The 26,992-nt window shown below is 36.7% G+C and carries 24 protein-coding genes; 21 read left to right on the forward strand and 3 right to left on the reverse strand.

Annotated elements, in window-relative coordinates; translation table 11 throughout:
- The first annotated feature begins 5 nt into the window (after nt 1-5).
- The 14 genes from B0A64_RS15295 to B0A64_RS15360 all read left to right on the forward strand — a co-directional run bounded on the left by B0A64_RS15295 (nt 6) and on the right by B0A64_RS15360 (nt 16,773).
- Entirely contained in the window at nt 6-1,325 is a 1,320-nt protein-coding gene (locus B0A64_RS15295) for a RagB/SusD family nutrient uptake outer membrane protein (RefSeq protein ID WP_089480380.1), read from the forward strand.
- A 59-nt stretch (nt 1,326-1,384) separates the two neighbouring features.
- Complete coding sequence (locus tag B0A64_RS15300; RefSeq protein ID WP_089480381.1) at nt 1,385-2,143, forward strand: LytR/AlgR family response regulator transcription factor; 759 nt, start codon at nt 1,385-1,387, stop codon at nt 2,141-2,143.
- Nucleotides 2,144-3,334: 1,191 nt separating this feature from the next.
- Nucleotides 3,335-3,979: a hypothetical protein gene (locus tag B0A64_RS15305; protein ID WP_089480382.1), complete on the forward strand. Its 645-nt coding sequence runs from the start codon at nt 3,335-3,337 to the stop codon at nt 3,977-3,979.
- A 187-nt stretch (nt 3,980-4,166) separates the two neighbouring features.
- Entirely contained in the window at nt 4,167-5,843 is a 1,677-nt protein-coding gene (kaiC, locus tag B0A64_RS15310) for a circadian clock protein KaiC (protein ID WP_089480383.1), read from the forward strand.
- 1 nt (nt 5,844) lies between these two features.
- Nucleotides 5,845-6,141, forward strand: a complete 297-nt coding sequence (locus tag B0A64_RS15315; RefSeq protein ID WP_072953993.1) for a circadian clock KaiB family protein — start codon at nt 5,845-5,847, stop codon at nt 6,139-6,141.
- A 2-nt stretch (nt 6,142-6,143) separates the two neighbouring features.
- Nucleotides 6,144-6,443, forward strand: a complete 300-nt coding sequence (locus tag B0A64_RS15320) for a circadian clock KaiB family protein (RefSeq protein WP_089480384.1) — start codon at nt 6,144-6,146, stop codon at nt 6,441-6,443.
- 1 nt (nt 6,444) lies between these two features.
- Nucleotides 6,445-7,701: a PAS domain-containing sensor histidine kinase gene (locus B0A64_RS15325; protein ID WP_089480385.1), complete on the forward strand. Its 1,257-nt coding sequence runs from the start codon at nt 6,445-6,447 to the stop codon at nt 7,699-7,701.
- A 1-nt stretch (nt 7,702) separates the two neighbouring features.
- Entirely contained in the window at nt 7,703-8,107 is a 405-nt protein-coding gene (locus tag B0A64_RS15330) for a response regulator (protein ID WP_089480386.1), read from the forward strand.
- Between the two features lie 758 nt (nt 8,108-8,865).
- The gene (locus tag B0A64_RS15335; protein ID WP_244285417.1) at nt 8,866-10,665 is read left to right on the forward strand and encodes a T9SS type A sorting domain-containing protein; all 1,800 of its coding nucleotides are present in this window, start codon (nt 8,866-8,868) and stop codon (nt 10,663-10,665) included.
- A 50-nt stretch (nt 10,666-10,715) separates the two neighbouring features.
- Entirely contained in the window at nt 10,716-12,203 is a 1,488-nt protein-coding gene (locus B0A64_RS15340; protein WP_165769824.1) for a hypothetical protein, read from the forward strand.
- 253 nt (nt 12,204-12,456) lie between these two features.
- Complete coding sequence (locus tag B0A64_RS15345; protein ID WP_089480388.1) at nt 12,457-13,980, forward strand: family 43 glycosylhydrolase; 1,524 nt, start codon at nt 12,457-12,459, stop codon at nt 13,978-13,980.
- Nucleotides 13,981-14,179: 199 nt separating this feature from the next.
- Complete coding sequence (locus B0A64_RS15350; RefSeq protein WP_089480389.1) at nt 14,180-14,785, forward strand: porin family protein; 606 nt, start codon at nt 14,180-14,182, stop codon at nt 14,783-14,785.
- Nucleotides 14,786-14,966: 181 nt separating this feature from the next.
- The gene (locus tag B0A64_RS15355) at nt 14,967-16,028 is read left to right on the forward strand and encodes a sensor histidine kinase (protein WP_089480390.1); all 1,062 of its coding nucleotides are present in this window, start codon (nt 14,967-14,969) and stop codon (nt 16,026-16,028) included.
- Entirely contained in the window at nt 16,009-16,773 is a 765-nt protein-coding gene (locus B0A64_RS15360; protein ID WP_089480391.1) for a LytR/AlgR family response regulator transcription factor, read from the forward strand. The genes B0A64_RS15355 and B0A64_RS15360 overlap by 20 nt, the downstream gene beginning before the upstream one ends.
- Before the next feature lie 56 nt (nt 16,774-16,829).
- On the opposite strand, the gene B0A64_RS15365 is transcribed toward B0A64_RS15360, so the two are convergent.
- Nucleotides 16,830-17,708, reverse strand: coding sequence for an NmrA family NAD(P)-binding protein (locus tag B0A64_RS15365; RefSeq protein WP_089480392.1), 879 nt, complete (start codon nt 17,706-17,708; stop codon nt 16,830-16,832).
- Between the two features lie 83 nt (nt 17,709-17,791).
- On the opposite strand from B0A64_RS15365, the gene B0A64_RS15370 reads away from it, so the two are divergent.
- The 5 genes from B0A64_RS15370 (at nt 17,792) to B0A64_RS15390 (ending at nt 21,266) form a co-directional block, all read left to right on the forward strand.
- Nucleotides 17,792-18,160, forward strand: coding sequence for a winged helix-turn-helix transcriptional regulator (locus B0A64_RS15370; protein WP_089480393.1), 369 nt, complete (start codon nt 17,792-17,794; stop codon nt 18,158-18,160).
- A gap of 129 nt (nt 18,161-18,289) precedes the next feature.
- Nucleotides 18,290-18,721, forward strand: a complete 432-nt coding sequence (locus B0A64_RS15375; protein ID WP_089480394.1) for a DoxX family membrane protein — start codon at nt 18,290-18,292, stop codon at nt 18,719-18,721.
- 226 nt (nt 18,722-18,947) lie between these two features.
- Nucleotides 18,948-19,784: a sulfite exporter TauE/SafE family protein gene (locus B0A64_RS15380; RefSeq protein ID WP_089480395.1), complete on the forward strand. Its 837-nt coding sequence runs from the start codon at nt 18,948-18,950 to the stop codon at nt 19,782-19,784.
- Nucleotides 19,785-19,788: 4 nt separating this feature from the next.
- Nucleotides 19,789-20,178: a DUF1634 domain-containing protein gene (locus B0A64_RS15385; protein WP_244285418.1), complete on the forward strand. Its 390-nt coding sequence runs from the start codon at nt 19,789-19,791 to the stop codon at nt 20,176-20,178.
- Nucleotides 20,179-20,243: 65 nt separating this feature from the next.
- On the forward strand, nt 20,244-21,266 hold the full coding sequence (locus tag B0A64_RS15390; RefSeq protein ID WP_089480397.1) for an LLM class flavin-dependent oxidoreductase: 1,023 nt from the start codon (nt 20,244-20,246) through the stop codon (nt 21,264-21,266).
- Between the two features lie 296 nt (nt 21,267-21,562).
- Here B0A64_RS15390 and B0A64_RS15400 read toward each other — a convergent pair whose 3' ends face one another.
- Nucleotides 21,563-24,037 (reverse strand): TonB-dependent receptor, encoded by a 2,475-nt coding sequence (locus tag B0A64_RS15400; RefSeq protein ID WP_244285419.1) that lies wholly within the window; start codon nt 24,035-24,037, stop codon nt 21,563-21,565.
- A 152-nt stretch (nt 24,038-24,189) separates the two neighbouring features.
- Between B0A64_RS15400 and B0A64_RS15405 the strand changes: the two genes are divergently transcribed.
- Nucleotides 24,190-25,470 carry an acetyl-CoA C-acetyltransferase gene (locus B0A64_RS15405; protein WP_089480399.1) on the forward strand — a complete coding sequence of 427 codons (1,281 nt, stop codon included), beginning with the start codon at nt 24,190-24,192 and terminating at the stop codon, nt 25,468-25,470.
- 232 nt (nt 25,471-25,702) lie between these two features.
- Here the strand turns inward: B0A64_RS15405 and B0A64_RS15410 are convergent, their stop codons facing one another.
- On the reverse strand, nt 25,703-26,314 hold the full coding sequence (locus B0A64_RS15410; RefSeq protein ID WP_089480400.1) for an FMN-dependent NADH-azoreductase: 612 nt from the start codon (nt 26,312-26,314) through the stop codon (nt 25,703-25,705).
- A gap of 108 nt (nt 26,315-26,422) precedes the next feature.
- Here B0A64_RS15410 and B0A64_RS15415 point away from each other — a divergent pair, with 108 nt between their 5' ends.
- Entirely contained in the window at nt 26,423-26,797 is a 375-nt protein-coding gene (locus B0A64_RS15415) for a winged helix-turn-helix transcriptional regulator (protein WP_089480401.1), read from the forward strand.
- Nucleotides 26,798-26,992: the final 195 nt, after the last annotated feature.

The following is a 26,992-nucleotide window of genomic DNA, read 5'->3' on the forward strand; positions in this document are numbered from 1 at the left end:
TTAAAATGAAAAATATATTAAAATACGTATTCTTTGCCAGTGTTGCCATCACTACTATAAGCTGTGATCACTATCTTGATGTTAAACCAATTGGTAAAGTAATTCCGGAAACCCTGACAGATTACAGAGCAGTATTAACCAAAGGATATTCTGCTTATCAGGCGCATAAATCATTGTCTGCTTTAAGAACCGACGAATTGTTTTTGAATGAAGATAATGACAACTCTTTTTATTACAGAGACATTTTTATCTGGAAAGATACCAATCCTGATAAACTTACAAACGTTTTTCCGTATGCCGGTTTGTACAACAGGATTTTCTATACGAATGTAATCATCAATGAAGCAAGCAAAAAATTAGCATCATCACCAGAGAAAGATCAATTGATAGGAGAAGCTTATGCCTTAAGAGCACTAACTTACTTTGATTTGATTAACTTGTTTGCAAAACCTTACAATGCAGCAACAGCAGCAACAGACAAAGGGGTGCCATTGGCCTTAGAAATTGATTTAGAACAAGCTTATGTTCCTGAAAGTGTAGCTGTAATTTACAAACAGATTCATTCTGATAAAGAAGAGGCAAAAAAACTGCTAAACTTAGACACTCAGACAGCCGGTATCAATTATCGTTTCTCGAAAGTTGCCTTGTATGCAATGGAATCCCGTATTTATCTGTACCAAAAAGAATGGGCCAAAGCTATCGAAGCCGCAGATAAAGCAATGACCTACAATAATGCTTTAGCAAACCTGAATACAAAAGCCGTTTTGCCAAACCTGTACAATGGTCCGGAATCTATACTAGCGCTTGAAGATACTTTTATCAACCTGCTCAAAGGAGCTTCGTTTGTATCACCTGCATTAACGGGTGTTTACGATAAAACAAACGATTTGCGTTTTGCTTTGTATTTTCAAGCAAGCGGAAGCAAATTCAAGTTTAAAAAAGGAGGCGATATCAATCAAAAATGTACGTTTAGAACTGCTGAGTTATACTTGACAAAAGCAGAAGCATCTGCGCAATTAAGCGATTTGCCAACCGCAAGAGCAACTTTACTGACTTTTATCAAGAACAGATATACGGCGACAGGCTTTAATCAATTAAGCACATCGATTGCCGCAATGACACAAACACAACTTCTTGATTTTATAGCTCAGGAAAGACAACGTGAGTTTGTTATCGAAGGACAGCGTTGGTTTGATTTAAGAAGAACTACTCAAAAACAAATCATCCATACCTTCAATTGTGAGAACTATACTTTACTCGAAAATGATCCGCGATATACATTGCCATTTCCGCAAGAAGCCCGATTAAACAATCCTGAATTGTAATTAAATTAGCTCCGTTTTTAACGGAGCTTTTTTTTTAACTTTACATAAAATTATACCTAATGAAAATAGTTATTATTGAAGACGAACATCTGGCTTCAAGCTATCTAAAATCAATATTAGAACAACAAAGCATAATCTCGATAAACGAAATAACGGTACTAAAATCTGTAAAAGATTCCGTTGCTTTTTTTAAAACGAATGTGGTTGATCTTGCTTTTATGGATATTCATTTGGGAGATGGCAAGAGTCTTGACATTTTTGAACAAGCCCCTGTTTCATGCCCCGTTATTTTTATTACCGCCTATGATTCTTATGCTGTAAAAGTGTTTAAACATTTTACCATAGATTATCTTCTAAAACCTTATGAAGAAGAAGAATTATTAGAAGCTCTGGTGAAGTATGAAAACATCAAAAAAACTTTTAATACCAACCTTATTGTTGAATCATTGGTCGAAATCGAAAATCAAAGCACTGTTCAGCACCATTTTTTGGTCAGCCACAGAGACAAACTTATTTCTGTCAATGACACTTCGATTACTTATTTTTTTGCCACAGGAAAACACCTGTTTATTTACACCAATTCTGGCAGTAGCTACCTGTACAACAGTAATCTTACAGATCTTGCTGGCAAGCTCAATCCTGCGCTTTTTTTCAAAATAAACCGAAAATACATTATCAACCGTCATCATATTCAGGAAATCATTAAGCACTCCAGTCAAAAAATAGAAATTTTGTTTAATGTTGCCGTTCCCGATACAGAACCTATTATTTTAAGCAAAAAAGAAATCAATCATTTTAAGATCTGGCTGGATTCTTAAAATCCTGTGTGTTTAATTTTTTTCACGCAGATCCAGCAGATTTAGCAGATTTTTTTTAATCAATCTAATAGCTTGTCCTATAGCTCCGTAATTGCGCTATGCGGTAATATTTTGAGTAGAACGCCTTTTACGTCCTCCTAAAAACTATGTAGCTATGTGTTTAATTTTTTTCACGCAGATCCAGCAGATTTAGCAGATTTTTTTTTTAATTAATTTAATAGTTTGTCCTATAGCTCCACAATTGCGCTATGCGGTAATAGTTTAAGTGAAACGCCTTTTGCGCCCTCCTAAAAACTATGTAGCTATGTGTTTAATTTTTTTCACGCAGATCAAGCAGATTTCGTAGATTTTTTTAATCAATCTACTAGTTTGTCCTATAGCTCCGTAATTGCGCTATGCGGTAATATTTTAAGTGAAACGCCTTTTTCGCCCTGCTAAAAACTATGTAGCGATGTGTTTAATTTTTTTCAAGCAGATTTAGCAGATTCAGCAGATTTTTTTTAATCAATCTAATAGTTTGTCCTATAGCTCCACAATTGCGCTATGCAGTAATATTTTGAGTGAAACGACTTTTACGCCCTCCTAAAAACTATGTAGCTATGTGTTTAATTTTTTTCACGCAGATCAAGCAGATTTAGCAGATTTTTTTAATCAATATAATAGTTTGTCCTATAGCTCCGTAATTGCGCTATGCGGTAATATTTTAAGTGAAACGTCTTTTGCGCCCTCCTAAAAACTATGTAGCTATGTGTTTAATTTTTTTCACGCAGATCCAGCAGATTTAGCAGATTTTTTTTTTAATCAATCTACTATTTTATCCTATAGCTCCGTAATTGCGCTATGCGGTAATATTTTAAGTGAAACGCCTTTTGCGTCCTCCTAAAAACTATGTAGCTATGTGTTAATTTTTTTCACCCAGATTTAGCAGATTTTTTTTAATCAATTTAATAGTTTGTCCTATAGCTCCGTAATTGCGCTATGCAGTAATATTTTAAGTGAAACGTCTTTTACGCCCTCCTAAAAACTATGTAGCTATGTGTTTAATTTTTTTCACGCAGATCAAGCAGATTTTTTTTAATCAATCTACTATTTTATCCCGATAATTATCGGGACTGCCTACTCGTTTTTCTTCAATCCTAATTAAATTTTATTGATATTTGTACCAGTACTTCTCTCCTACTTTTAAAACAAATGAAAAAAATAATCCTGGTTTCTGTTATCGTTTTAGTCGTTTTTTATGTTATTCGGGAAAAAGTCTACAAACCTTATATCTGGAAAAAAGCGATCAGTACCAAAGCACATCAACTGCAATTAGGAAGCTTTATTTTTAGTAAAGAAACAGGTATAAACGGAAGTCAGAGCTATCAAAAATATTATTTTGTGTTTAAAGTTATCGAAATCGATGGCGATTATGTCCGACTTTCGGTTATCCGACAATTGTCTCAAAAAGATAATTTGAAGGAATCTGATTTTTCTATGACTTCAGATCAATATCAAAACTTACAGCAACATATTAAAAACCTAACCATCACTCCTATATTATCTGAAGATTTATACAAAGGCGATAGTGCTTCACTTACTTTAAATGATTATTTACTTGATAAATATCCGGTTTTAAAGCAATCCCGATATTATTATGAAGATATTCCCCAGGAATCCAAAAACAAAGGTGTGCCAAAAGATGCAACTGATTTAGAATTATATTTCAGTCTTGTTTATTCTAAAAAAGAAATCATCGAAAACAGAAAACTTATTCCCTGGACGATGACCAATAGTTTTAATGGTAAACCTTTATTATCTCAATATTCTAAAAATATAGATTTAATCATCAATTAATAATCCTTTTTTGAGCAACTTATCCCATTGAACTTTGTCTTTATTTATTATTATTTTTTTCTTTATGGAGTAATATCTTCCAAAAAAAATATACTAAATTCTCTAAACAGCTGTTAAAAGAGTAATAAATAGTATTTGTTACTATTCTAAGAAAACGTATATTTGAGTAAACAGAATATTAGATATCGTGCAAGAACAAACAAAATCACATAGTTTTATATTTCCCAAAACTCCTACTGGAGTAGACGGCCTTGATGAGATTACAGATGGCGGATTTCCACAAGGACGCCCTACTTTAATCTGTGGTGGCGCCGGCTGCGGAAAAACATTGTTATCAATGCAATTCCTTATCAAAGGTATTACAGAGTATAACGAACCCGGAGTTTTCATGTCTTTTGAGGAACCTTCAGACGACCTTACTTTAAACGTTAAATCCCTTGGTTTTGACCTCGATGAGCTTAAAGCAGAAAAAAAACTCGTGGTAGATCACGTAAGGGTCGAAAGATCTGAAATAGAAGAAGCCGGCGAATATGACCTTGATGGTTTATTTATCAGGCTAGGACATGCCATTGATTCGATAAAAGCAAAACGTGTTGTGCTCGATACGATCGAATCTCTTTTTGCAGGTCTTGACAATCAGGCGATTCTAAGAGCCGAATTGCGAAGATTATTTCATTGGCTTAAAACCAAAGGAGTTACAGCAATTATAACCGGAGAACGTGGCGAAGCGACCCTGACTCGTCAGGGACTGGAAGAATACGTCTCAGATTGTGTTATAGTTCTGGACCACCGTGTAATCGAGCAGGTCTCTACCAGAAGACTTCGAATTGTAAAATACAGAGGATCAACACACGGTACAAACGAATATCCCTTTTTAATTGATGAAGACGGAATTTCGGTACTGCCTATTACCTCATTAAAACTCGACAATGAAGTTTCGTCAGATATAATCCCTACAGGAGTTCCCGGATTAAACGATATGTTTGAAGGTGGCGGATTTTATCGCGGAAGCAATATATTGGTTTCCGGAACTGCCGGTACAGCAAAAACAACAATTGGATGTTATTTTGCCAATCAGCAATGCGAAAAGAAAGAAAAAACAATCTATTTTGCTTTTGAAGAATTGCCACAGCAATTGGTTCGAAACATGAAATCTATTGGTATTGATCTTCAAAAACATATTGAAGACGGTACTTTGCAAATTCATTCGTCACGTCCGTCGCTTAATGGTCTGGAGCTGCATCTGCTTACACTTCGAAAATTAATCAGGGAATTTAAACCTACCACAATAATTATTGACCCTATTAGTAATTTGATATCGGTAGGAAGCGAGCATGAAGTCCGTTCGATGCTGGTAAGGCTTATCGATATGCTAAAAGCAAATAATATTACGGCCCTTTTTACGTCATTAAATAAACAAACCGATAATTTAAGACCTGATCTTGCAGAAGAATCTGTATCATCATTGGTCGATACCTGGATTACGGTTCGTGATATGGAAGGAATTGGCGAAAGAAACCGCGGAATTTTTATTGTAAAAGCGCGAGGAATGGGACATTCGAATCAGGTAAGAGAATTTATTATTACCAACAGCGGTATAGAATTACTGGATGTAGAATTAGGCCCGCAAGGTATACTTACCGGTGCTGCCAGACAATCGCACCAGTTTAAGAGAACTATTTCTGAAATCAAGCTACAAAATGAAATTAGCCGAAAAGACCGTGAAATCGAGCGCAAGCGCAAAGTTCTTGAAGCCAATATAGAAGCCCTTAAAAATGAATTCGAATCTGCCGAAGAAGAATTAAGCATCCTGAAAGCTACAGAAGAATTGCAGGAAAAACTGGCTTCTAAAAAAAACAATTAAGATGAAAAAAGAAGTTGTAGCCGAGTGGCAATTGAGATTATATATAGCAGGACAAACGCCAAAATCAATAACGGCGCTCGAAAATATAAAAAAATATGCCGAGGAACATTTGAAAGGAATTTACAGTATCGAAATTGTAGATTTACTTAAAAATCCACAATTGGCAGAGGGTGATCAGATTTTTGCTGTGCCTACATTAGTTAGAAAATTTCCAGAACCGATTCGCAAGATAATTGGTGATTTGTCTAATGAAGAAAGAGTACTTGTAGGGCTAAACATAAAACCTTTAAACTCCTAACAATGGAAAAATCATCTGATGGTACAAGTGCGTCCAGACATAAGTTTATGCTTTTTGTTTCGGGTATGTCTGTAAAATCAGGTCATGCTATAGAAAACCTGCGTAAAATATGCGACACTTATCTTCGAGATAATTATGAACTCGAAATTATAGATATCAGTCGAGATACAGAACAGGCGGTAATACATCAAATTGTAGCAATACCCACACTGATAAAAACAAATCCTGCTCCAAGACGAATCATTTTAGGTGATTTATCAGACCTGGAAAAGGTATTGAAAATCCTAAACATAAAAGTGTAATTTGAAGGACAATAATACAAATATCGAATCTCTTGAAGCTGAAATAGCCTCGTTGAAAGAACAACTATATGAATCTAAAAGTATTGTTGACGCTATTAAACAGGGTGATGTAGATGCATTGGTCGTAAATACCAACGGAACACCGCAACTGTATTCGCTCGAAACGGCTGATTATACTTTCAGGCTCCTTATCGAAAAATTTGGGCAGGGTGCCCTGAGTATTGCAAGAAATGGTCTCATATTATATTGCAACGACTATTTCTCTAAACTGGTAGGCATACCCTCTGAAAAAATAATTGGAAACTACCTTTACGAGTACTTTAATACTGCAGGAAATTTTGTTGCGCTAATCGAATCTTTAAAATATGGCGTAACGACACATGAAATCGTTTTTAAAACCCTTCACGATCAAAAAACATTTCCTGCCAACATTGCGCTGACAGATCTTGAACCTGCGGTTCAGGGTATCGGAATTATCGTTACCGATTTGACCGAGAAGAAAAAAAATGAAGATGACTTCATACAGCATCAAAAAGAACTTGAAGAAAATATAAACGAGTTAAACCGAATAAATGACAATCTCGAAGAGTTTATTCACGTAATATCGCATGATCTTAAAGAACCGCTAAGAAAAATTGTAATGTACAACGGAAGAATCGACGCCAGTTATCTCACTGAAGCCGATGCAAAATCAATGACCGTCATGAAATCATCTGCGCTACGATTGAATTCTCTGGTAGATGATCTGGTAAGTTATTCTTCTCATACAGCACAGGAAGAACGTACAGATGTTAATTTACTTACCGTTATATCTGAAGTTACAGACGATCTCGAAATTATAATTACAGATAAAAAAGCCGCCATTATAACCGGCAAACTACCAACATTAAAAGTCTCAAGGGTACAAATGCGTCAACTCTTTGCCAATCTTATCTCAAATGCGATAAAATACAGCAAAACAGATACACCGCCTGTTATCGAGATTAAGCAGATAGACCCTTTTGAATCCGAAATTCCGGACCAGTCGCATCAGTTTATAAAAATCCAGATAAAAGATAACGGCATTGGAATGGAAAAAAGCCATCTGATCAAAATTTTTACTATTTTTCAACGTTTACATGCCAAGAACGAATACTCCGGAAACGGAATTGGCCTTGCGATTTGTAAAAAAATCATGGAAAATCACTCCGGAAGTATTACCGTAGAAAGTACGCCAAACGAGGGAACCACATTTAACCTTTTTTTCCCCCTATTATAAAATGCCAAAATTATATAACTTACATATTGTTATTGCCGAAGATGATTGCGATGATGCTGATATTATTTGCCAGACCTTTACTAAAAATCCTGATTTTATAAAAGTAACCCTTGTTGCCAACGGAGAAGAACTTTTAAACTATTTAAAAGATACTGCGAACGAGAATCCTGATGTAATTTTGACCGATATAAACATGCCTATATTAGATGGTATCGAAGCACTAAACGAAATTTTGAACAACAACGACCTTAAAAGTATTCCCTGCTTTGTTTATTCGACAAGTATCAATCCATCTTACAAAGAAAAATGCGACCAGCTGGGCGTCAAAGCCTATCTTATCAAGCCCTACTCTATGCAGGATTTTGAAGAAATCCCTAAAAGTATACTTTCTATGATCGCAGACTAGTTATATCTCTTCAAACGATCCTGATAAAGTTGCTATTGTACAACCAAATTTAGTGCAATACCAGATCAAAACTATTTATAAAAAGAGCTGATTATAAAATCAGCTCTTTTTTTGTTTCTCTGCATTAAAATTAATTTCCTCGTCACAACATTCTCAATTATTGCTTTTTTAGTACAAAAACCGCATTATTACTGCATTTTGTAAGAGTAAATAAAGCTCTCAAATTTATTATTTTAACATAGGAAATTACTTCAACTATTTTTCATTTCACTACATTTTATAAGATTTTTTTCAATATATTTGAGATAACCTACTTATTTGTATTACAATTAAACAGGTTAAAAGACTGCGAAAAGTTCAAAATTTGAATGATTAAGGAGTCTTTTTCGTAAGAATCTATTATAAATTAACATATTGTTGTACAAATAATTCTTTACCAGCACTTTAAGCCTTACATGCCCTCATTTTCAAAATTTTAGTTTACAACAAGCCGTTCTTATTTTATATAAAATTATTCTTACCTAATTTAAATCAAATGCAGTAAAAATAATTTCCGCTTTATGAATTTTATTTACCCCAAATCTAGAAATATCATATGAAAATTAGAAAGTCAAAGTTACTACGAGCCTTATTATCAGGTGCAACTTATCACAGTATTGCACCAGCGCTACAAGCACAATCGATCTCCCCGCCATAGGTGTGACATACCTGTTGAAAATCAAAAATCGAATATTATTAACACTAAAGAAGTGAAAGTTATGAAGAAAATTACATTCCTTATTTTGATACTGGCTACTACAAAGTGTATCTCACAAATTTATTTTGGTCCTACTGCAAACATGTATGTACAAAACGAAGTACTCTATGTGCAACAAGAAGTAAATATGGCCTCGACATCAAATCTATATTTAAGAAATAATGCGCAACTTGTGCAGGGAACTACAGGAGTTTCAAGCAATACCGGAGCAGGAATATTGTCTCTTTATCAAGAAGGAACCTCAGACAATTATGATTATAATTACTGGTGCTCGCCCGTTGGGAACGCTTCTGCCACAACCGGAAACGAGAATTTTGGTATTACAATGTTAAGCCGGCCAACAAGTTCTATAGCCTCTGTAGCACCAATCATTTTAGGATCCGGGAGTTCAAACGGAACTTCGGTTCCTTTTGCAATTGCTTCCGATTGGATTTTTAAGCTCATAAATGCTAATAATTATTCGCAGTGGATTTTTGTTGGTGGCGCTACAACATTAGCCCCGGGAGAAGGTTTTACGATGAAAGGAACCAGCGGAACTGATACAACAGATCCGGAAGGAACCGGGATTACAAACAATCCGGGAGGTGCCCAAAGATATGATTTTAGAGGAAAACCAAACGATGGTAATATCACCATTACTTTAGGTAATGGAAATACGACCCTGACCGGAAATCCATATCCATCTGCCTTGCACTTAAATGCTTTTCTATTGGACGGGACAAACACAGCAACTGGCGGAATCGCTTATTTCTGGGAGCAGGACAAAACCGTAGACTCTCATGTACTTGTCAATTATAGAGGTGGTTACGGCAGTTATTCTCCCGTAAGTTTAGGTTCTAATGGTGTATATGTACCTGCAACCTTCAATTCGTACAATGCAGATGGTTCTGTAAACAATACCGGATCATCGTCTGGACTTGCTATACAACGCAAATATTCGCCTATTGGTCAGGGATTTGTCATTAACGCTACGGCAACCGGAACGGCAATATTCAAAAATAGCCACAGAGCATTTTATAAAGAAGGAAGCGGTTTTTCTCAATTTGAAAAACATGCTCCAAAAGAAAAAAACGCAAATAAAGAGGCGACAACCGAAGAAGTTATCGAGGAAGTTTCTCATTTTAAAATCAATGCGATGATCAACAATCAATTTACCAGACAGCTGGCTCTCGCATTTGTTCCTGAAGCCACAGACGGAATTGATTTTGGTATCGATGCCTTAGATGTAAATGATGCGCTGCCCAACGATGTTACTTTTTGGTTAGACGATCATAATTATGTTATTCAGGGAATTAATTTTGATGATACCAAGAAAATTCCATTAGCCGTAAAGGTAGCAACCAGCACCACTTTTAAATTTTATATCCCGGAAGTTGTAAATTTTGATACTTCGCAAAAAATATACCTGTATGATGCTCTCGACAGCTCTTATCATGATATAAAAACGGGAACGTATGAAGTAACTGTTGCACCGGGCATCTACGCAGACCGATTTAAAATTACATTCAAAAACGAAACAACATTGGGCATAGGCGATCAAAGCAGTAAACACTTTTTTATTGCACAGGATAATGTCAATAGCCACCTGAAAGTTTCAAATCCTAACAATTATGCCTTAAAATCATTTAAGCTATACGATATGCTTGGCAAAGTAGTATTGGCTAAAAAAGATTTAGGATCAGACCAGAATTATATTTTTTCGACTAGCGGACTCAGCAATGGTGTTTACATTACAGAGTTTTTAACTACTGATAATGAACGTTTCACAGAAAAAATTATCATTTCGAATTCCGGTAAATAAAATTAAACGAGTCAAAAAAAAATCCACATCATTAACTAATATTAGAAATTATGATCAACAAACCAACTCTTCAAAATTATAAGACATTTTTATTGTTTTTCTTACTTCTTATTACGCTAAACGCAAATGCCCAAATTGGAATTGGAACGATAACTCCAAACGCAAGTTCAGCACTTGATATAACTTCTACCACAAAAGGGTTGCTGACACCCAGAATGACAACGGCCCAAAGAACTGCAATAACCACTCCCGCAGATGGTTTGGTAGTCTATGATACTGATTTAAAACTGTTACATTATTATTCGACAGGTACATCGACATGGTTGCCGGTTGTTAGTGGTACTCCGGGCCGAATCAATTTTAAACGTATAAAATCTACAGATGTTCTCGCAACTGTTTTGGCCACAGAGCTTGCTGCAGGCGGAGGATCTAAATATCTTTTAAGTTCCAACACGCTGTATGAGATTAACGGTACGGTAGCTTTCAATTTTCCTATTGATATAAACAATGCTTATGTACAGGGATTAGACGCAAATGAAGATATTATAATCAGATCTTCCGGAAATATTTTTGAAGGGGCAAATGGCGGAAGTATCAGAGGTGTAACTCTTATTGCTACAGGCGGAAATGTGTTTAACCTAAGCGGGGCAGCAACGCAAAATTTAATCTTTAGAGATTGTATTGTCGCAAATTCTAATACGGTAGGTACCGTATCCGGTTTTGGATTGGTGTTTTTTAGTATTATTCAGTTTTCAGGAAATACCAACGGTATCACGTACAACAACATTACGCAATTATTACTGAGCAATTTAGGATGGTTTGGTAACAATACCGGAACCTACGAAAAACTGACCGGAACTTTTATGCTGGTAGAAAAACAAGGAGGTTTTAGTCAGGTAGATGGTTCTGCAATAGGGTTTGATGTGTCCGGAAACCCAACTATAAGTGGTGATGCTGTACTGGAATCAGTTGTGTTTACAGGCGCAAACACGACAGGATTTGTAAAACCATATACGGTAGGAACTTATACAGGCTATAATTTTAACAACAGCTGGAACGTAAGAGCTGCCGGAATACCAACAGAAACAGATGCAAATGCTGTTGGAGATTTCTCTATGGATTATGTAGTGGGAGCTGGTGCTGCTACTGCTTTTAATACGACAAATCCCAGTACTACAGTAAAAGTTCTGGGAACTTCAGCATCATACAATCTTTTTAGATTTTCGAATGATGGAGGAATTAGTAACAGGCTAAAATATTTAGGCAAAAAGAAACGAATATTTCAAATTGCAGGTTCTATCTCTTTTCAGGTTCCGGCGGCAGGAACTTACATAATTTATATCGCTAAAAATGGTGCAATTTTAACACAATACAAAATTTATGGCAGAGGCCAGGTAAATGGTGATATTATTGTTCTTCCGCTAAATGCATCTGTAGAATTAATCAATAATGATTACATCGAAATATATGCCCAACGTTACACCGGAGGTACTTTGGATGCTATTATCACTCCAAATATGACAGTCACTATAAAATAGTTTTATAGCACAATTATAAAAAAATCAAAATCTTACTTTACTGCAATAAGGCTGTCCCAAAAGACAGTCTTATTGTTTTTTAGGTTACTCTGGTATTACCAATATAATCTCAGTAACGGCATAAGCAGATAAGACAGCACTCTTGTTTTGTTAAAGAAAATCTTATTACAAAAAGTTCATTACGAATAGAATTGCTTTTTTAATCACGTTATGGTATATTTGACCACAAGTTAAATTTTAAATAATATAATGTATGACTTTATATGCTTCTCTCTTAAAAAGAATAACCTTTGGTCTGTTTGCTTTATATGCTTTTTCAGGTCATTCGCAAGCACAGGATCCCGGCATCAAAAATGGTTTTTATCAAAATCCTGTATTTGCCGGAGACCATCCTGATCCCTCGATTATAAGAGATGGCGAAGACTATTATATCGTACATTCGTCTTTTAACTATTTTCCCGGTTTATTGATCTGGACATCCAAAGACCTGATCAACTGGCAACCTGTTACTCATGCCCTTACCAAAAATGTTGGTGCAGTCTGGGCACCTGATTTAGTAAAATACGACAACAAATTCTACATCTACTTTCCGGCAAATAATACCAATTATGTCGTTTGGGCAGATAAAATAAACGGTCCCTGGAGTGCTCCCATAGATTTAAAAATAGGAAACATAGATCCCGGACATGTTGCAGATCAGGACGGTAATCGTTTTCTTTATTTCAGTAATGGCAGTTATGCTCCCTTAGCCAAAGACGGACTTTCGATAACAGGCGAAGCAAAACAAGTGTATGACGGATGGCCAATACCCGAAAATTGGTCTATTGAATGTTTTTGTATGGAAGGTCCGAAAATTATAAAACACGGAGACTATTATTATCTTACAACTGCCGAAGGTGGCACCGCAGGACCCGCAACAAGTCACATGGTGGTTTCGGCACGATCAAAATCTCCTCTCGGACCATGGGAAAACTCTCCTTATAATCCCATTATCAGAACCAATAGCAGTACCGAAAAATGGTGGTCAAAAGGTCATGCAAGCCTTATTGATGATGCCAAAGGCAATTGGTGGATGGTTTTTCACGGATATGAAAACGGACATTATAACATGGGACGCCAAACGCTTTTGCAACCTGTCGAATGGACAAAAGACGGATGGTATAAAAGTCCTGAAGGAATAAAAACCGAAGCTACTTTAAAAAAACCTGCCGGACAGCCCATAAAAAGTACTTTTTCTCTATCAGATCCTTTTACAACCGCAACATTGAGTTCGCAATGGCAATTTTTTGAAGATTATGATCCTCAGCGTTTTAAACTTACGCCAAACGGAATACAAATTAAGGCTAAAGGAAAAAGTATTGGCGAGAGTGCACCATTGCTTTGCACACCATCTGACCATTCGTACACCGCTCAGGTCGAAGTAGAAATTGAAGGAAAAGCAACCGCCGGACTTATCCTTTTTTATGACAATCGACTCTATACCGGTATTGCGGCAGATGCACAAAATATATTGGCAATACTTCGTTCCTGGCAGTTCACTACCAAAAAAGACATTAACAAAACCCATCTTTATCTGCGTTTAGAAAAAAAAGAACAACTCGTAAATATGTATTACAGCACAGACAATAAAGAATGGCATAAAATCGAAAACTCAGCCGAAGTAAGCTCTTTTAATCACAATGTATTAAGCGGCTTCATGAGTCTTAAATTAGGACTTTCGGCTGTTGGAGACGGACAAATAACTTTTAAAAACTTTATATACACGCCTCAAAAATAAGATAATCAGACTTAAATCCTCCTCAAAATACCTCTTTGTTTTAAAAACAAATGAGGTATTTTTCTTTAATATAAAGGTCAGAAATCCGTTTCGCCCACCATTTTGTCCGTCTCCACCCAATTTATCAGCTACACAAATTGAACTCCTTATACTTTTGACGGTATAAACAATAATTAGTATCAAATAAAATCTTTAAATTATGAAAATCGTCAAAAATTTATTCATTGGTTGTATTCTCCTTGCCTCTACAAGTGGTTTTAGTCAAAGCTTTTTCAAAAACATAGCAGATCGTCTTTATTTTGGTGTAAAAGCCGGAGCCAATTACAGCAATTTTACCAATGCCAGCTTTGATACCGAAGGCTTAACAGGATTTCATGCAGGTGCACTTGTAGGATATAAATTCAACGATCATTTTGCCGTACAGGAAGAGTTTTTATATTCGACACAAGGAGCAAAAATCAAAGGCGGACTTATGGATGGTGAAGACATAAAACTGTCGTATGTTACAGTGCCGATTCTTTTAAAATACAAAACCAATTTTGGATTGTATCTTGAAGCGGGTCCACAAATTGGGATTCTGGTCGATGAAGATTTTACAAGCCTGGGAATTAGCAAAGACACTAAATTTGCCGAGAAAATCGATGGTGGTGTTGCAGCAGGAATTGGCTATCAATTTCAAAACGGACTTGGGATTGGAGCCCGATATTATTTGTCTCTGACAGATGTTAGCAAAATAAAAACTGCGGGAATTAACACTGATTTTCAAAACAATACCGCACAAGTTAGTTTATCTTATATCTTTTAACAGATTAAAATCTTATTCTAAATTTCCGACTACTATAAGTGGTCGGAATTTTAGCAAAAGGTACTACTATCCTATGTGGGTATCTATGTGTCGAAAATAAGTAAGCCAAACGAATTATGTACGCAGATATTTGTACATTTCGTATACCAAATACAATACCCCGATTAGATCCTGTATTTCTATGAACAATACTATAAAAAGAACCATAACGCCTTACAACATCAAAGAAATCCGGCGATTGAATATGCTCCTGGTAAGTCTCGCCTTTCCGTTTACTTTTTTATTGCTTTTTTTATTCGAAGAAATCCTCTCGGCATTGTTTGTTTTGGCTATCAAAACCGCTTGTTATATGTTTATAACAAGTAACTTATTAGTCTGGATTTTAAAATTTAGTGCTAAAAAATTTCCGGACGATTTGTTCCAATTTAAGCTTTGCAGGTTGAGCCTGAGTTATATCTCCGGTATAGGAATCTACCTCACCCTGTGGCCTATTTTCTCTTATCTGGCCAAAATACCAAGCCACCTTGATAATTATAAACTCCTTGCTGCTTTTATAGCCATTTCGACCGTACTTACAACCATTATATTATTTCTGCATGACTTTGTCATATTTCGTCAGAATAAAATTCAAACCGAACTCGAAAATTCCCGTTTGCAGCTTCGAAGTACGCAAGCCGAAAACCTCTTATTAAAGCAGCAAATTCACCCGCATTTTTTATTCAATTCCCTCAATACCTTAAAGGCCTTATATAAAAAAGATCCTAAACTGGGCGAAATCTATTTGTTGCAACTCGCTGATTTTCTTCGCTCTGCCGTATCTCTTAATAATAGTCCTGCCACAACACTCGAAGAAGAATTAGAGATTTGTAAAAACTATCTGCAAATGCAAAAAATACGTTTTGGCGAAGCGCTGGAATGGAATTTAAACATCGAAAATCCTGAAATGTTAAAAGGATTTGTACCCTCTTTCTCCCTGCAACCCTTATTAGAAAATGCGATTAAACACAACATCTTTACCAAAGAAACCCCTTTGAAATTGGTAATAGAACAACACAACAATTACATAAGCGTATTCAATCCCATAAACCCCAGAAATGCAGGAGAAACATCTACAAAAAGCGGCTTGAGCAATCTCGCAGAACGATATCAATTGTGGTCAGGAGAAGAAATTATAATTAAGAACGACGGAAAATCTTTTTCGGTAAGCTTTAAAATCATGCCCCATGAAAATAGTAATAATTGAAGATGAACTACTCGTTGCCGAAGACCTCGTTAGTAATCTGAAACAAATAAAACCGGATGTCGAGATTGTAAGCGTTCTTAGTTCCGTAAAAGAAGCTGTTGCTTATTTTACAAAAAATCCGCAACCGGATCTTATTTTTAGCGACATACAATTGGGCGACGGATTAAGCTTTGATATTGCAAAAGTAATCTCGATAGAAGTTCCGGTAATTTTTTGTACCGCCTTTGACGAATATGCCCTCGACGCTTTTAGAGCAAACGGCATCGAATATATTCTAAAACCTTTTAGCATTGAATCTCTCGAAAAAGCATTACTTAAATTTCAAAACATGCAAAAAGTAATGGCAGGAAGTATTGCCTTAAAATATGAGGCTGCAATGGCAACATTAGAAGCCAGAAACAAAAACAACAGCAGCACCATTATGGTCAAATACAGAGATCGTTTATTGCCCTTTACGCTCGATAAAATCGCTTTATTTTGTCTCGATAACGAGATAACCTATTTGCACGCCCATTCCGGAAAAACATACGCAATGACCGAAAGTCTCGAAGAACTCGAGCATAAAACCGGTTTAACTTTTTTTAGAATGAACAGGCAATTTCTCGTCAATCGCAACGCCATTACAGATGCCACAGATTATTTTCCCAGAAAACTTAAAATTAATTTATCCTTTGCTTTCGATAAAGACATTATTGTAAGCAGAGAAAAAAGAAGCAAATTATTGACCTGGCTTACTAAAAACTAAACCATTATTTTACAAAAAAAAAGAGCTGATTTTACAACCAGCTCTTTCTATAAAAATTAAAATTTAGAAGCAAATTCTTTTGCAAAATCCTCTAACTTAATTTTTCCTGTAGCAGCAATTTTATTCGTTAAAAAATCTTCCTGTATTTGACCACTTCTTAAACCCGACCCCATTTCTGCATACAATCCGGCTATTTCATCCGGTAAACCAGCTTGTTTCATTCCGCCAAGAGCCTGTTCATCTGTAAACTCAACCCAAGGCAACTCCGGTTTATCGATTGCCCCGCCTAAGATTTTTGCCACATCCTCCGGCGTACGAAGATCACTGATAATATAACGAATAGTGTTTCCGGATACCGTTTTTACCAGCTCTTCGGCAGCAGCATTTGCAATATCTTCAGGGTGTACAAAAGGCATTGCTGTTGTCGATGGATAGTTAGAACCAATAATTCCCGCACCCTTAATCAGGGGTACATCATTGTATAAGTTGGTAAGGAAAAATCCGGCACGAAGAAACGTTACCGCTACGTTTTCTAGTGTTTCGTATATTTTTTCGATGTTATAAAGTCCCGCAATCGGTCCATTCCCGCCAGGCAAATGAGCACCAATGCTACTTAACATAACTACACGCTTTACCCCTGTTTCCTGAATGGCTGTTGCCAAAGCTTCGCCGGCAGCTGTAGTATTCGCAATAATATGATCTCCACCCATATTAGGTGGTGTCAATGCAAAAACGGCATCAGCACCTGCAAAAGCATTTTTCAAAAAAGCAACGTCACCAACAGATCCTACTGCGGCTTTTGCACCCAAAGTTGCAATAGCGGCTACCCTGTCTGTACTGCTTGTAATTACCGTAACTTCATGTCCTGAAGCAATAAGTTGTGTGGCCAAAGGTTTTCCTATATTTCCTAATGAACCTGAAATTGTAATTTTCATATCTAAATTATTTTTTTATTAGCAGTAACAAAGGTATATTTGTACTTACTTTTATACAAGTACTTACCCTAAAGTATGCACAAATGACAGCAATCAAAGAATCATCGACAATACAGGAAAATAAGCAATACGCCCTGGAACAATGCCCGGTAACCTATGTAATGGAAAAAATTGGAGGCTATTGGAAACCCATTATTATTTATCATCTGTCAAGCGGAGCCCTGCGTTACAGCGAACTAAAAAGAGCTATTCCGGCAGTAACCGAGAAAATGTTGATTCAGCATTTAAAACAATTAGAAGCAGATAATCTGGTCATCAGAGAAGCAAAACCAGTAGTTCCTCCTTTTGTAACCTACAGACTCAGCAATGCCGGAAACGGTTTAATGCCCGTTATTCAGGCAATGGCAACATGGGCATTTAAGGAAAAAGAAGATGGATTTAATGCCTCTTAAAACAGTTAAATCAAACTAAAACTCTTTTTTACAACAATTACAAAAGCTTAATCTGGGCTGTAGTATTTATAAAAACTGGTATACTAAGATCATCATCATCTTTTTATTTTTACATAAAAATTTATCCAAATGAAAAACATATCAATACCACAAGCAGGCTTAGTTTTAAGAATAATTTTAGGAATCACAATGCTTTCAGCAGTTGCAGACCGTTTTGGACTTTGGGGCGCACCGGGAGCTCCGGGAGTAGCTTGGGGAAACTGGGAAAATTTTGTCGCTTATACCCAAACTTTAAATGCATTTGCCAGTAAATCTGTTGCCGGAATATTAGGCGGATTGGCGACATTTTTCGAAATTTTGTTTGGCATTTGCCTAATCATCGGCTTCAAAACCCGAATCATAGCGCTGGGAACCTCCGGGTTAATGCTTCTTTTTGCAATCGCAATGGCACTATCATCAACCATAAAAGCACCTTTGGATTATTCTGTACTAACCAGTGCTGCCGCTGCTTTATTGCTTTCTGCAATTGGAAAAACCACTTTTGCAGCAGACCATAAATAAGCATCAGATTGTTTGTTTTTTAGTCACTAAATTAGATTTGACCTTTTAAAATATCTTTTCATATTCAAAATTACCAAGGAGCTTTACAGCTCCTTTTTGTTTATAATTAAATCCTTAAAAATCAGCATTCTCCAACACTAAACTTTTTTTTAAGGTTTTATTAAGGTCGTAATTTTTTCAGAAACTAATAACTATTCGTAAATTAGCTGCAACAAAATTTATCCGAATGACAGTACTTACATTTACCCTGATTATGATTCTTGGTGCTTTTTTAGCAGGTTTTATTGGCTCATTATCAGGTTTAGGTGGCGGAATTATAATAATTCCCCTTTTAACAGTTATTCTTGGCGTTGACATACATTATGCAATTGGTGCAGCTTTAGTTTCTGTAATTGCTACTTCATCCGGTTCTGCCGCCGCTTATGTCAGGGAAGGAATCACCAATATGCGATTGGGAATCTTTCTGGAGATTGCCACAACCATTGGAGCCGTTTGCGGAGCCTTACTTTCTACCATCGCTCCTACCTCCTTTATAGCAGTCTTGTTTGGACTTACCTTAATTTTTTCGGCTATAAATTCGCTTCGTAAAAAAGAAGAACACATTGTTTTACAATCAAGTCCGTTAGCCAAAAAACTTAGGCTCGAAGGAACTTATCCTTCGCACGATGGCGAAGTAATCAGTTACGGTACCAAAAATGTTGTGGGTGGTTTTGGTATGATGGGAATCGCCGGAATGATGTCCGGACTATTAGGGATTGGTTCTGGCGCTTTTAAGGTAATTGCCATGGATAATATCATGAGAATCCCGTTTAAGGTTTCGACCACAACCAGTAATTTTATGATGGGAGTTACCGCAATGGCAAGTTCTGTAATCTACATTCAAAAAGGATATATCGAACCCGGAATTTGTATGCCCGTAGTCATTGGTGTTTTATTTGGCGCTATGGCAGGAGCTAAAGTTCTGGTAAAAACAAACCCTAAAAAATTACGAATCTTTTTTGCGTGCCTGATTTTTGTGCTTGCAGTTAATATGATATATAACGGACTTAATGGAAAAATCTAAAGTTATGCAACACGAAAAATTTGGAGAAAAAGATTTTCAGACCATTATAGGAAATTTATTGCGCTACGGTGTCTGGATCTCATTGTCAGTAGCTTTTATTGGCGGCATTGTCTATTTGACGGGACATAGCACTGATATCGAAAACTACGCTGTATTTCATGAAAATGATCGTAATATATTCGAAGTAATTTCGGCAATATACAAGGGAGCAATTCAGGGAAATGGAGAATCACTCATATTTGTTGGGATTATCCTTCTTTTTCTAACGCCTGTATTGCGGGTATTACTGTCGTTATTTTCTTTTCTTTTAGAGAAAGATTATCTGTATGTAAGCATCACGCTAATCGTTATTCTGATCATTCTGATCAGTGTTTCATTTGGATTCTCACATTAGTTCATTGGTATAGGCGTTAAGCCGGAAACTTTGTAAAAAAAGCTCTGGGTAAAAAATAAAAAATTATGGAAATAGGAATAGACAGTTTTGCTTCGGCAATGTACGGAGACAACAATACTTTGAGCAGTGTCGATGCAATGGAGCAACTGCTTCAAAGAATCGAGCTGGCAGACCAGGCAGGTCTTGACGTTTTTGGAATTGGCGAGCATCATAAAAAAGAGTTTTTAGATTCGGCAACAGCCGTAATATTAGCCGCAGCAGCAGCAAGAACAAAACGCATACGATTAGCAAGTGCAGTTTCGGTTTTAAGTGCCGCCGATCCGGTTCGATTGTATCAAAATTTTGCAACCTTAGATTTAATTTCTAAAGGAAGAGCCGAAATTGTGGTAGGTCGCGGATCAGCAATCGAAGCTTATCCGCTTTTTGGATACAGTCTAAACGATTACGACGAACTTTTTAGCGAGAAACTAGACCTTCTTTTACAAATTAGAGACAATGAATTTATAACATGGTCCGGAAAATTTCGTCCGGCTTTGAATAATCTTCCCATATACCCGAGAGCTTTACAAGAAAAACTACCTATCTGGTTGGGCGTTGGCGGAACTCCGGAATCTTTTGTACGAGCAGGATCTTTGGGTTTACCCTTGATGGTTGCCGTTATTGGCGGACAAACACACCGTTTTAAACCATTAGTCGATTTGTATCGCGAAGCCGGAAAAGCCGCAGGTTACCAACCCGAAGAACTTCAGGTAGGATTACATTCGCCTGGTTTTGTGGGAACCACAACCCAAAAAGCCATAGACGAATATTATCCGGGTTATGCTGAACTTTGGACAAAATTAGGAAGAGAACGTGGTTGGCCACCGGTTACCAAAGACAAATTCGACGGACTTATCGATGATCAGGGAGTTCTGGTTGTGGGTGATCCTGAGCGAATCGCAGAGAAAATTTTGCGCCATAGCGAATCTCTTGGCGGAATCTCAAGATTTACCTTCCAAATGGATAATGCCGGTCTTACACATACACAATTAATGAGTGCTATCGAACTTATTGGAGCCAAGGTTATTCCTTTAATTCAAAAAGGGTAATTTTTTTTTGCCACTGATTATACTGATTAAAAAGATTTTTAGCAAATTAAAAACTAAAACCTCTGAACCTTTGCTACTCTGAGCCTTTGCAACTCTGAACCTTTGCAGCTCTGAACCTTTGCAGCTCTGAACCTTTGCAGCTCTGAACCTTTGCAGCTCTGAACCTTTGCAGCTCTGAACCTTTGCAACTCTGAACCTTTGCAACTCTGAACCTTTGCAACTCTGAACCTTTGAACCTAATAAATAATAAAAAAATCCGCTAATAGCGGATTTTTTTATTATTTAATCTTCTAAAATTAGAATTTATAAGTAACTCCTACTCTAAAGTTCACAGGTTGCTCTGTTTGCCAGTAATACGCTTTAAGATATTCATTATACGAACCACTGTACAGGTATTTGTTTAAAATATTGAAGACATTTGCTGTAATTTTAAACTTTTTAGTATCATAGGATAAACCTCCGTCGAGTTTAAAATAATTAGGAAGTTTTTCAAGTCCCACACCCCATGTATCTGTTTGGCGACCTGCAAGATAAGTACCACCAATAGAAGCTCCAAGACCTTTTAAGGTCCCGTCCTGAATACTATAGTTTAACCATGCATTTGCAGTATGTTTTGCATATCCCGGAATAATATCTCCAACACTAATTCCCGGAATAGTCCCATTTAATTTAAGAACAGTAGATTCTGTAAAAGCATAATTGGCAATGACATTAAAACCATCAAAAATCTTTCCTCTCAAATCAAATTCAACCCCTCTTGCTCTTTTTTCTCCTAAAACCACACTATACATTTCTCCCGGTTTGTTTAAAGGATCTGAGGTAAGTTCGTTTTGTTTTAAAATACTGTAAGCAGATACTGTTGTACTCCAGGTACCATCAAACCAATCTTTTTTAATACCAAATTCTGTATTACTGCCTGTAAGCGGTTTTACTCTTTCTCCGCTTAAAATAATACCGGCTTGCGGAGTAAAAGCCTGATCGTATAATCCGTAAACCGCCAAACCTTCGGTAATAGAATAGCTTAAACCTGCACGTGGCGTGATATGACTGGCAGATATTGGATCTCCGCCCCAACTTGCCTGACTAATCCAGGTATAACGTGCAGCAAGAGTTAATCTTAGTTTATTTTCAAAAAAACCAAGTTCATCCTGGATATATCCCGCAGCATACTCCGTACTTATTAAGCCACCCGCAGCTTTTGCACGGATAGAAAGTGGTGTTGTATGATCAAAAGCAGGTAAACCATTTGATGGTGTGCCATAATTGGGATCCAGCAAATTAAACGGATTATCTACCGTATCAAGATTATGCGATTGTCCCCAATCTGCCATATAATCTTTATTTCCTAAATCTACTCCTGTCAATATTTTATGAGTAACTGATCCGGTATTAAATTTTCCGTTCAAAAATAGCTGACCTAAATACATATTACTTTCTGCATCCCAAATACCAACATTTCGGATCACTTCGTTTTTTGCAATATCAGCTGTTGGCCCCACAGAGCTTGGCCATGAACTATACCCTTGTTGTATGTATTTAAAATAAGACGTTTGTGCCGTCAGTTTCCAGTTATCATCAAACTTATGCTCAAACATAAGATAGCCGCTATGATCCTGAATATTAGTATCCGGCAACCCTGGTTGTGTCATCGTGAACCCAACCGGCAAAGTTGCATATCCGTCAGATCCGGGACCAAATACATAATACGAACCAATTTCGGTCATATTAGCATACTGAAAATTATATTCGGCTGTAATCTTTGTTTTATCATCAACCTGATACGTAATTACGGGAGCAATTACATAACGATCGTTGTGTTCAAACGGACGGTGCGAGCCCTTATTTTGTGCCGCCGCATTAAAACGGTATAACAATTTTCCTTTTTTATCTAATTTCCCGTCAAGATCAACACTTGCTCTGTAAAAATCATAACTTCCTGCCATTACAGTAGCTTCACCTTTTGTAATTCCGGTAGGTTTTTTGGTAACCACATTATAAAGTCCGCTTGGATCACCACTCGAAAGCATGAATCCTGCAGGTCCTTTTACAAACTCAATATGATCTACAAAACTCATATCCTCAGTAAGAGGTCCCCAAAAAGACGAAACTACGTTAAAACCATTACGGAAAGCCTGAATTTGAGATCCGCGCATCGTAATATTGGTATACAAATCGCCCCAGTGCTCTAAACGTACAGCACCACTTACATTGCGAATAACACCATCGCTCATACTAATAATTTGCTGGTCTTTTAGAGTCTGGTTACTTACAATTTGTATGTTTTGAGGAATTTCAAGTATAGGCGTCTGAAGGCGTAATGATAAGGAAGGTTTATCCTGCTTGTACTTATTTTTGGTAATAACTACTTCATCAAGATCCTCCTGACTTTCAGAAAGCATAAAATTTTTGCTTGTTGTTTGCTTTGCGGTAACCGTAATTCTATCTTCGATCAAATGAATTCCTACACCGCTAATACTTATTGTATAATTGGCCGGTTTTACATTTTTGATCTCATATTGCCCGTGCTCGTTCGTAACGGCAGCATATTTTGTTCCTCTTAGAACTACAGAAACATTCTCTGCAGATGCATTTCCGCTTAAAGAAACTTTTCCAACTACTTTTCCCAGTTCCTGGCTCATCATGGGTAATGAGCTTAAAAAAATCAGGCAAAGTATACCTTTTTTTATAGTCATGATATTCATTTTTTTGGTTTTGATTTCGCTGGCAAAAGTAACAGCTAAAAGTCTGTTATGCAAATTATTTTTAATCATTCTAAATAAATATAATTTAAAACCAGAATTTAGCGCTCCAATTCAAAAAAAGCAACAATATTGTTACTTCATACCTCAAATTATAAATAACTCTGCTTATCTTTAAGCTGGAAAAAACACAAAATTTTCGTCAAAAAACAAAAACTAAGCTTATGAATACCACCACCACAGTTAGAAAAGTTGCCATTGTAGGATACAACCGCATTCCGTTTGCAAGGGCTAATACCGCTTATGCCGAAGTTGGAAACCTACAAATGATGACTGCTGCCCTTGATGGTCTTATCGACAAATACAATCTAAAAGGACAATTATTGGGCGAAGTCGCCGGCGGAGCAGTAATCAAACATACTTATGATAATAATTTGATTAGAGAATGTGTCCTGAAAACGGCTCTTGATCCTGCAACTCCTGCCTGTGACTTACAACAGGCGTGTGATACCGGAATAGAAAGCGCTATCTATATTGCCAATAAAATTGCTCTGGGACAGATCGAATCAGGAATTGCGGGCGGAGTTGATTCTATAAGTGATATGCCAATCGCTGTTAGCGAGAAACTAAGAAAGATTTTGCTAAATGCGCGGAAAGCAAAATCATTGGGCGAAAAAATAAAACTTTTTTTAAAAATTCGTCCCAAAGATTTATCGCCTTTGGTTCCCCGAAATGAAGAATCGCAAACCGGACTTTCGATGGGCGGTCATACTGAAATTACAGCAAAACATTATAAAATTTCAAGGGAAGATCAGGATAATCTCGCCCTTAAAAGTCATTTGAATATGGCAAAAGCGTATGACGAGGGCTTTTTTGAGGATATGATTACTCCGTTTAACGGATTGGATAAAGACAATAACCTGAGAAAAGACAGTAGTATCGAAAAATTAGCCAGGCTAAATCCTGCCTTTGATAAAGTAAACGGAACACTTACAGCAGGCAATTCGACACCACTTACAGATGGTGCGTCTTGCATACTTCTCGCTAGCGAAGAATGGGCAAAAGCACAGGGACTTCCTATTTTAGCCTACATTAGTTTTGCTGAGATTGCTGCTATCGAATATGTCAAAAATCAGCAAAATCTTTTGCTTGCCCCCTTATTTGCTGCCAGTAGAATGCTGGACAAAGCGGGACTAACTTTGCAGGATTTTGATTATTATGAAATACACGAAGCTTTTGCCGCACAAGTTCTTGCCACCCTGAAAATTTGGGAAAGCCCGGAACTAAGTGCACAACTGGGCTTAAAGAAAACCCTTGGCGCGATCGACAGAGAAAAACTAAATGTAAAAGGAAGCAGCCTTGCTGCTGCACATCCCTTTGCTGCAACCGGAGGACGAATAATTGGCGTAATGGCAAAATTATTAAACGAAAAAGGTTCCGGACGTGGATTTATCTCTATTTGTGCCGCCGGAGGACAAGGCGTAACCATGATCATTGAGAAATAATAAGATTTTTTTAGCCACTAATTGCACCAATTTTCACGAATCATTTTTAAACTTTTGTGACTAAAAATTAGTGAGAATTGGTACAATTGCTTCGCCTGTTCGCTTTTGCTCGGGTCGTGGCAAACAATCTTTTTAAAATAATTTAAAACCCAACAGTTCTTAATTCTAAAGAAAAAGACTGTCGGGTTTATTACATACGAAAATGTCCAACCTTCGTACTTTTATTTTCAATTTAGAAAGCGAATTCTTCTACAGCAGTCAAAGCTTTTCGCAAAGCATTTTCGGCAAATTCAGGTATCGCCGTTCCTTCTACACGAAAAGTCGTAACATCTGTAATTCCTAAAAAGCCTAATACAGCACGCAAATACGGCTCAGAAAAATCGTAACTTTTGTACGGACCTTCAGAAAATATAGCACCAGAAGCAATCGATAAAAATACTTTTTTATCTGTTAGTAACCCTTTTGGTCCGCTTGCATCGTAAGTAAAGGTTTTACCCGCTCTTGCAACCTGATCAATCCAGCCTTTTAATACTGCGGGAATTCCAAAATTATAAAGCGGCACACCAATTACAACAATATCTGCATCGATAAGATTACTTGTAGCTTCATCAGAGTATTTCAGGGTTTCTTTTTGCGCTTCTGTATGCTGATCTGCAGGAGTATAAAATGCATTAATATCCAATTGGCTCAAATAAGGCAAAGGCGTTTTAGAAAGATCAAGCGTTTGTACTTGTGCTTCGCTATATTCTGCCTTTAGTTTTTCAAGAACAGCATTCGATAATTTATTACTAAAAGAAGCATCTCCTTTGATGCTTGTCACTATATTCAGAATTTTTTTGCTCATATTTATTACTATTTTGTTTTATGATACAAACTTATATACATTTGCTATCTCTTTTATAGTACTATCCTCAAGGATAGCGCTATCCTTGAGGATAGTAACACGAAAAATATGAAAACAAAGAGCGAATTAACAACAGATATGGGTTGTGGCCAACCAGAAGAATGCCTCGCAGCATTATTGCCTGTAAGAGATGCTCTGGAAGTTTTAAGCGGCAGATGGAAATTGCCCATTTTGATTGCATTATCAAACAGACCTAAACGATTTAAGGAAATCTCGAAAGACATCAACGGGATCACGGATAAAATGCTTTCGAAAGAACTTAAAGATCTCGAGATAAACAAACTGGTAACCAGAACCGTTTATGATACGTTCCCTCCTACTGTAGAATATGCACGAACAGAACACAGCCGTACTTTGTATAATGTTATTGGGGCTCTCAATGAATGGGGAACCTTACATCGAAAAGAAATTATTGGACATTAATTTCGCAAAATCAAAGCAAAAAAATAAACCAGGTTGCGCTAAAATTCTCAAAGAAAACACATCAAATCCTTATCAAATTTTATCACTATTGTAATAAGATCAGGAAATCTATAAGTGTAAGAAATTACTCAATACTAAGCGATTATAAAGAAAAAGTTATATTTGGTTACCCAAATTATAAATTCATTCTTAATA

Source organism: Flavobacterium araucananum (genome assembly GCF_002222055.1).
In the GTDB taxonomy this organism is placed as follows: domain Bacteria; phylum Bacteroidota; class Bacteroidia; order Flavobacteriales; family Flavobacteriaceae; genus Flavobacterium; species Flavobacterium araucananum.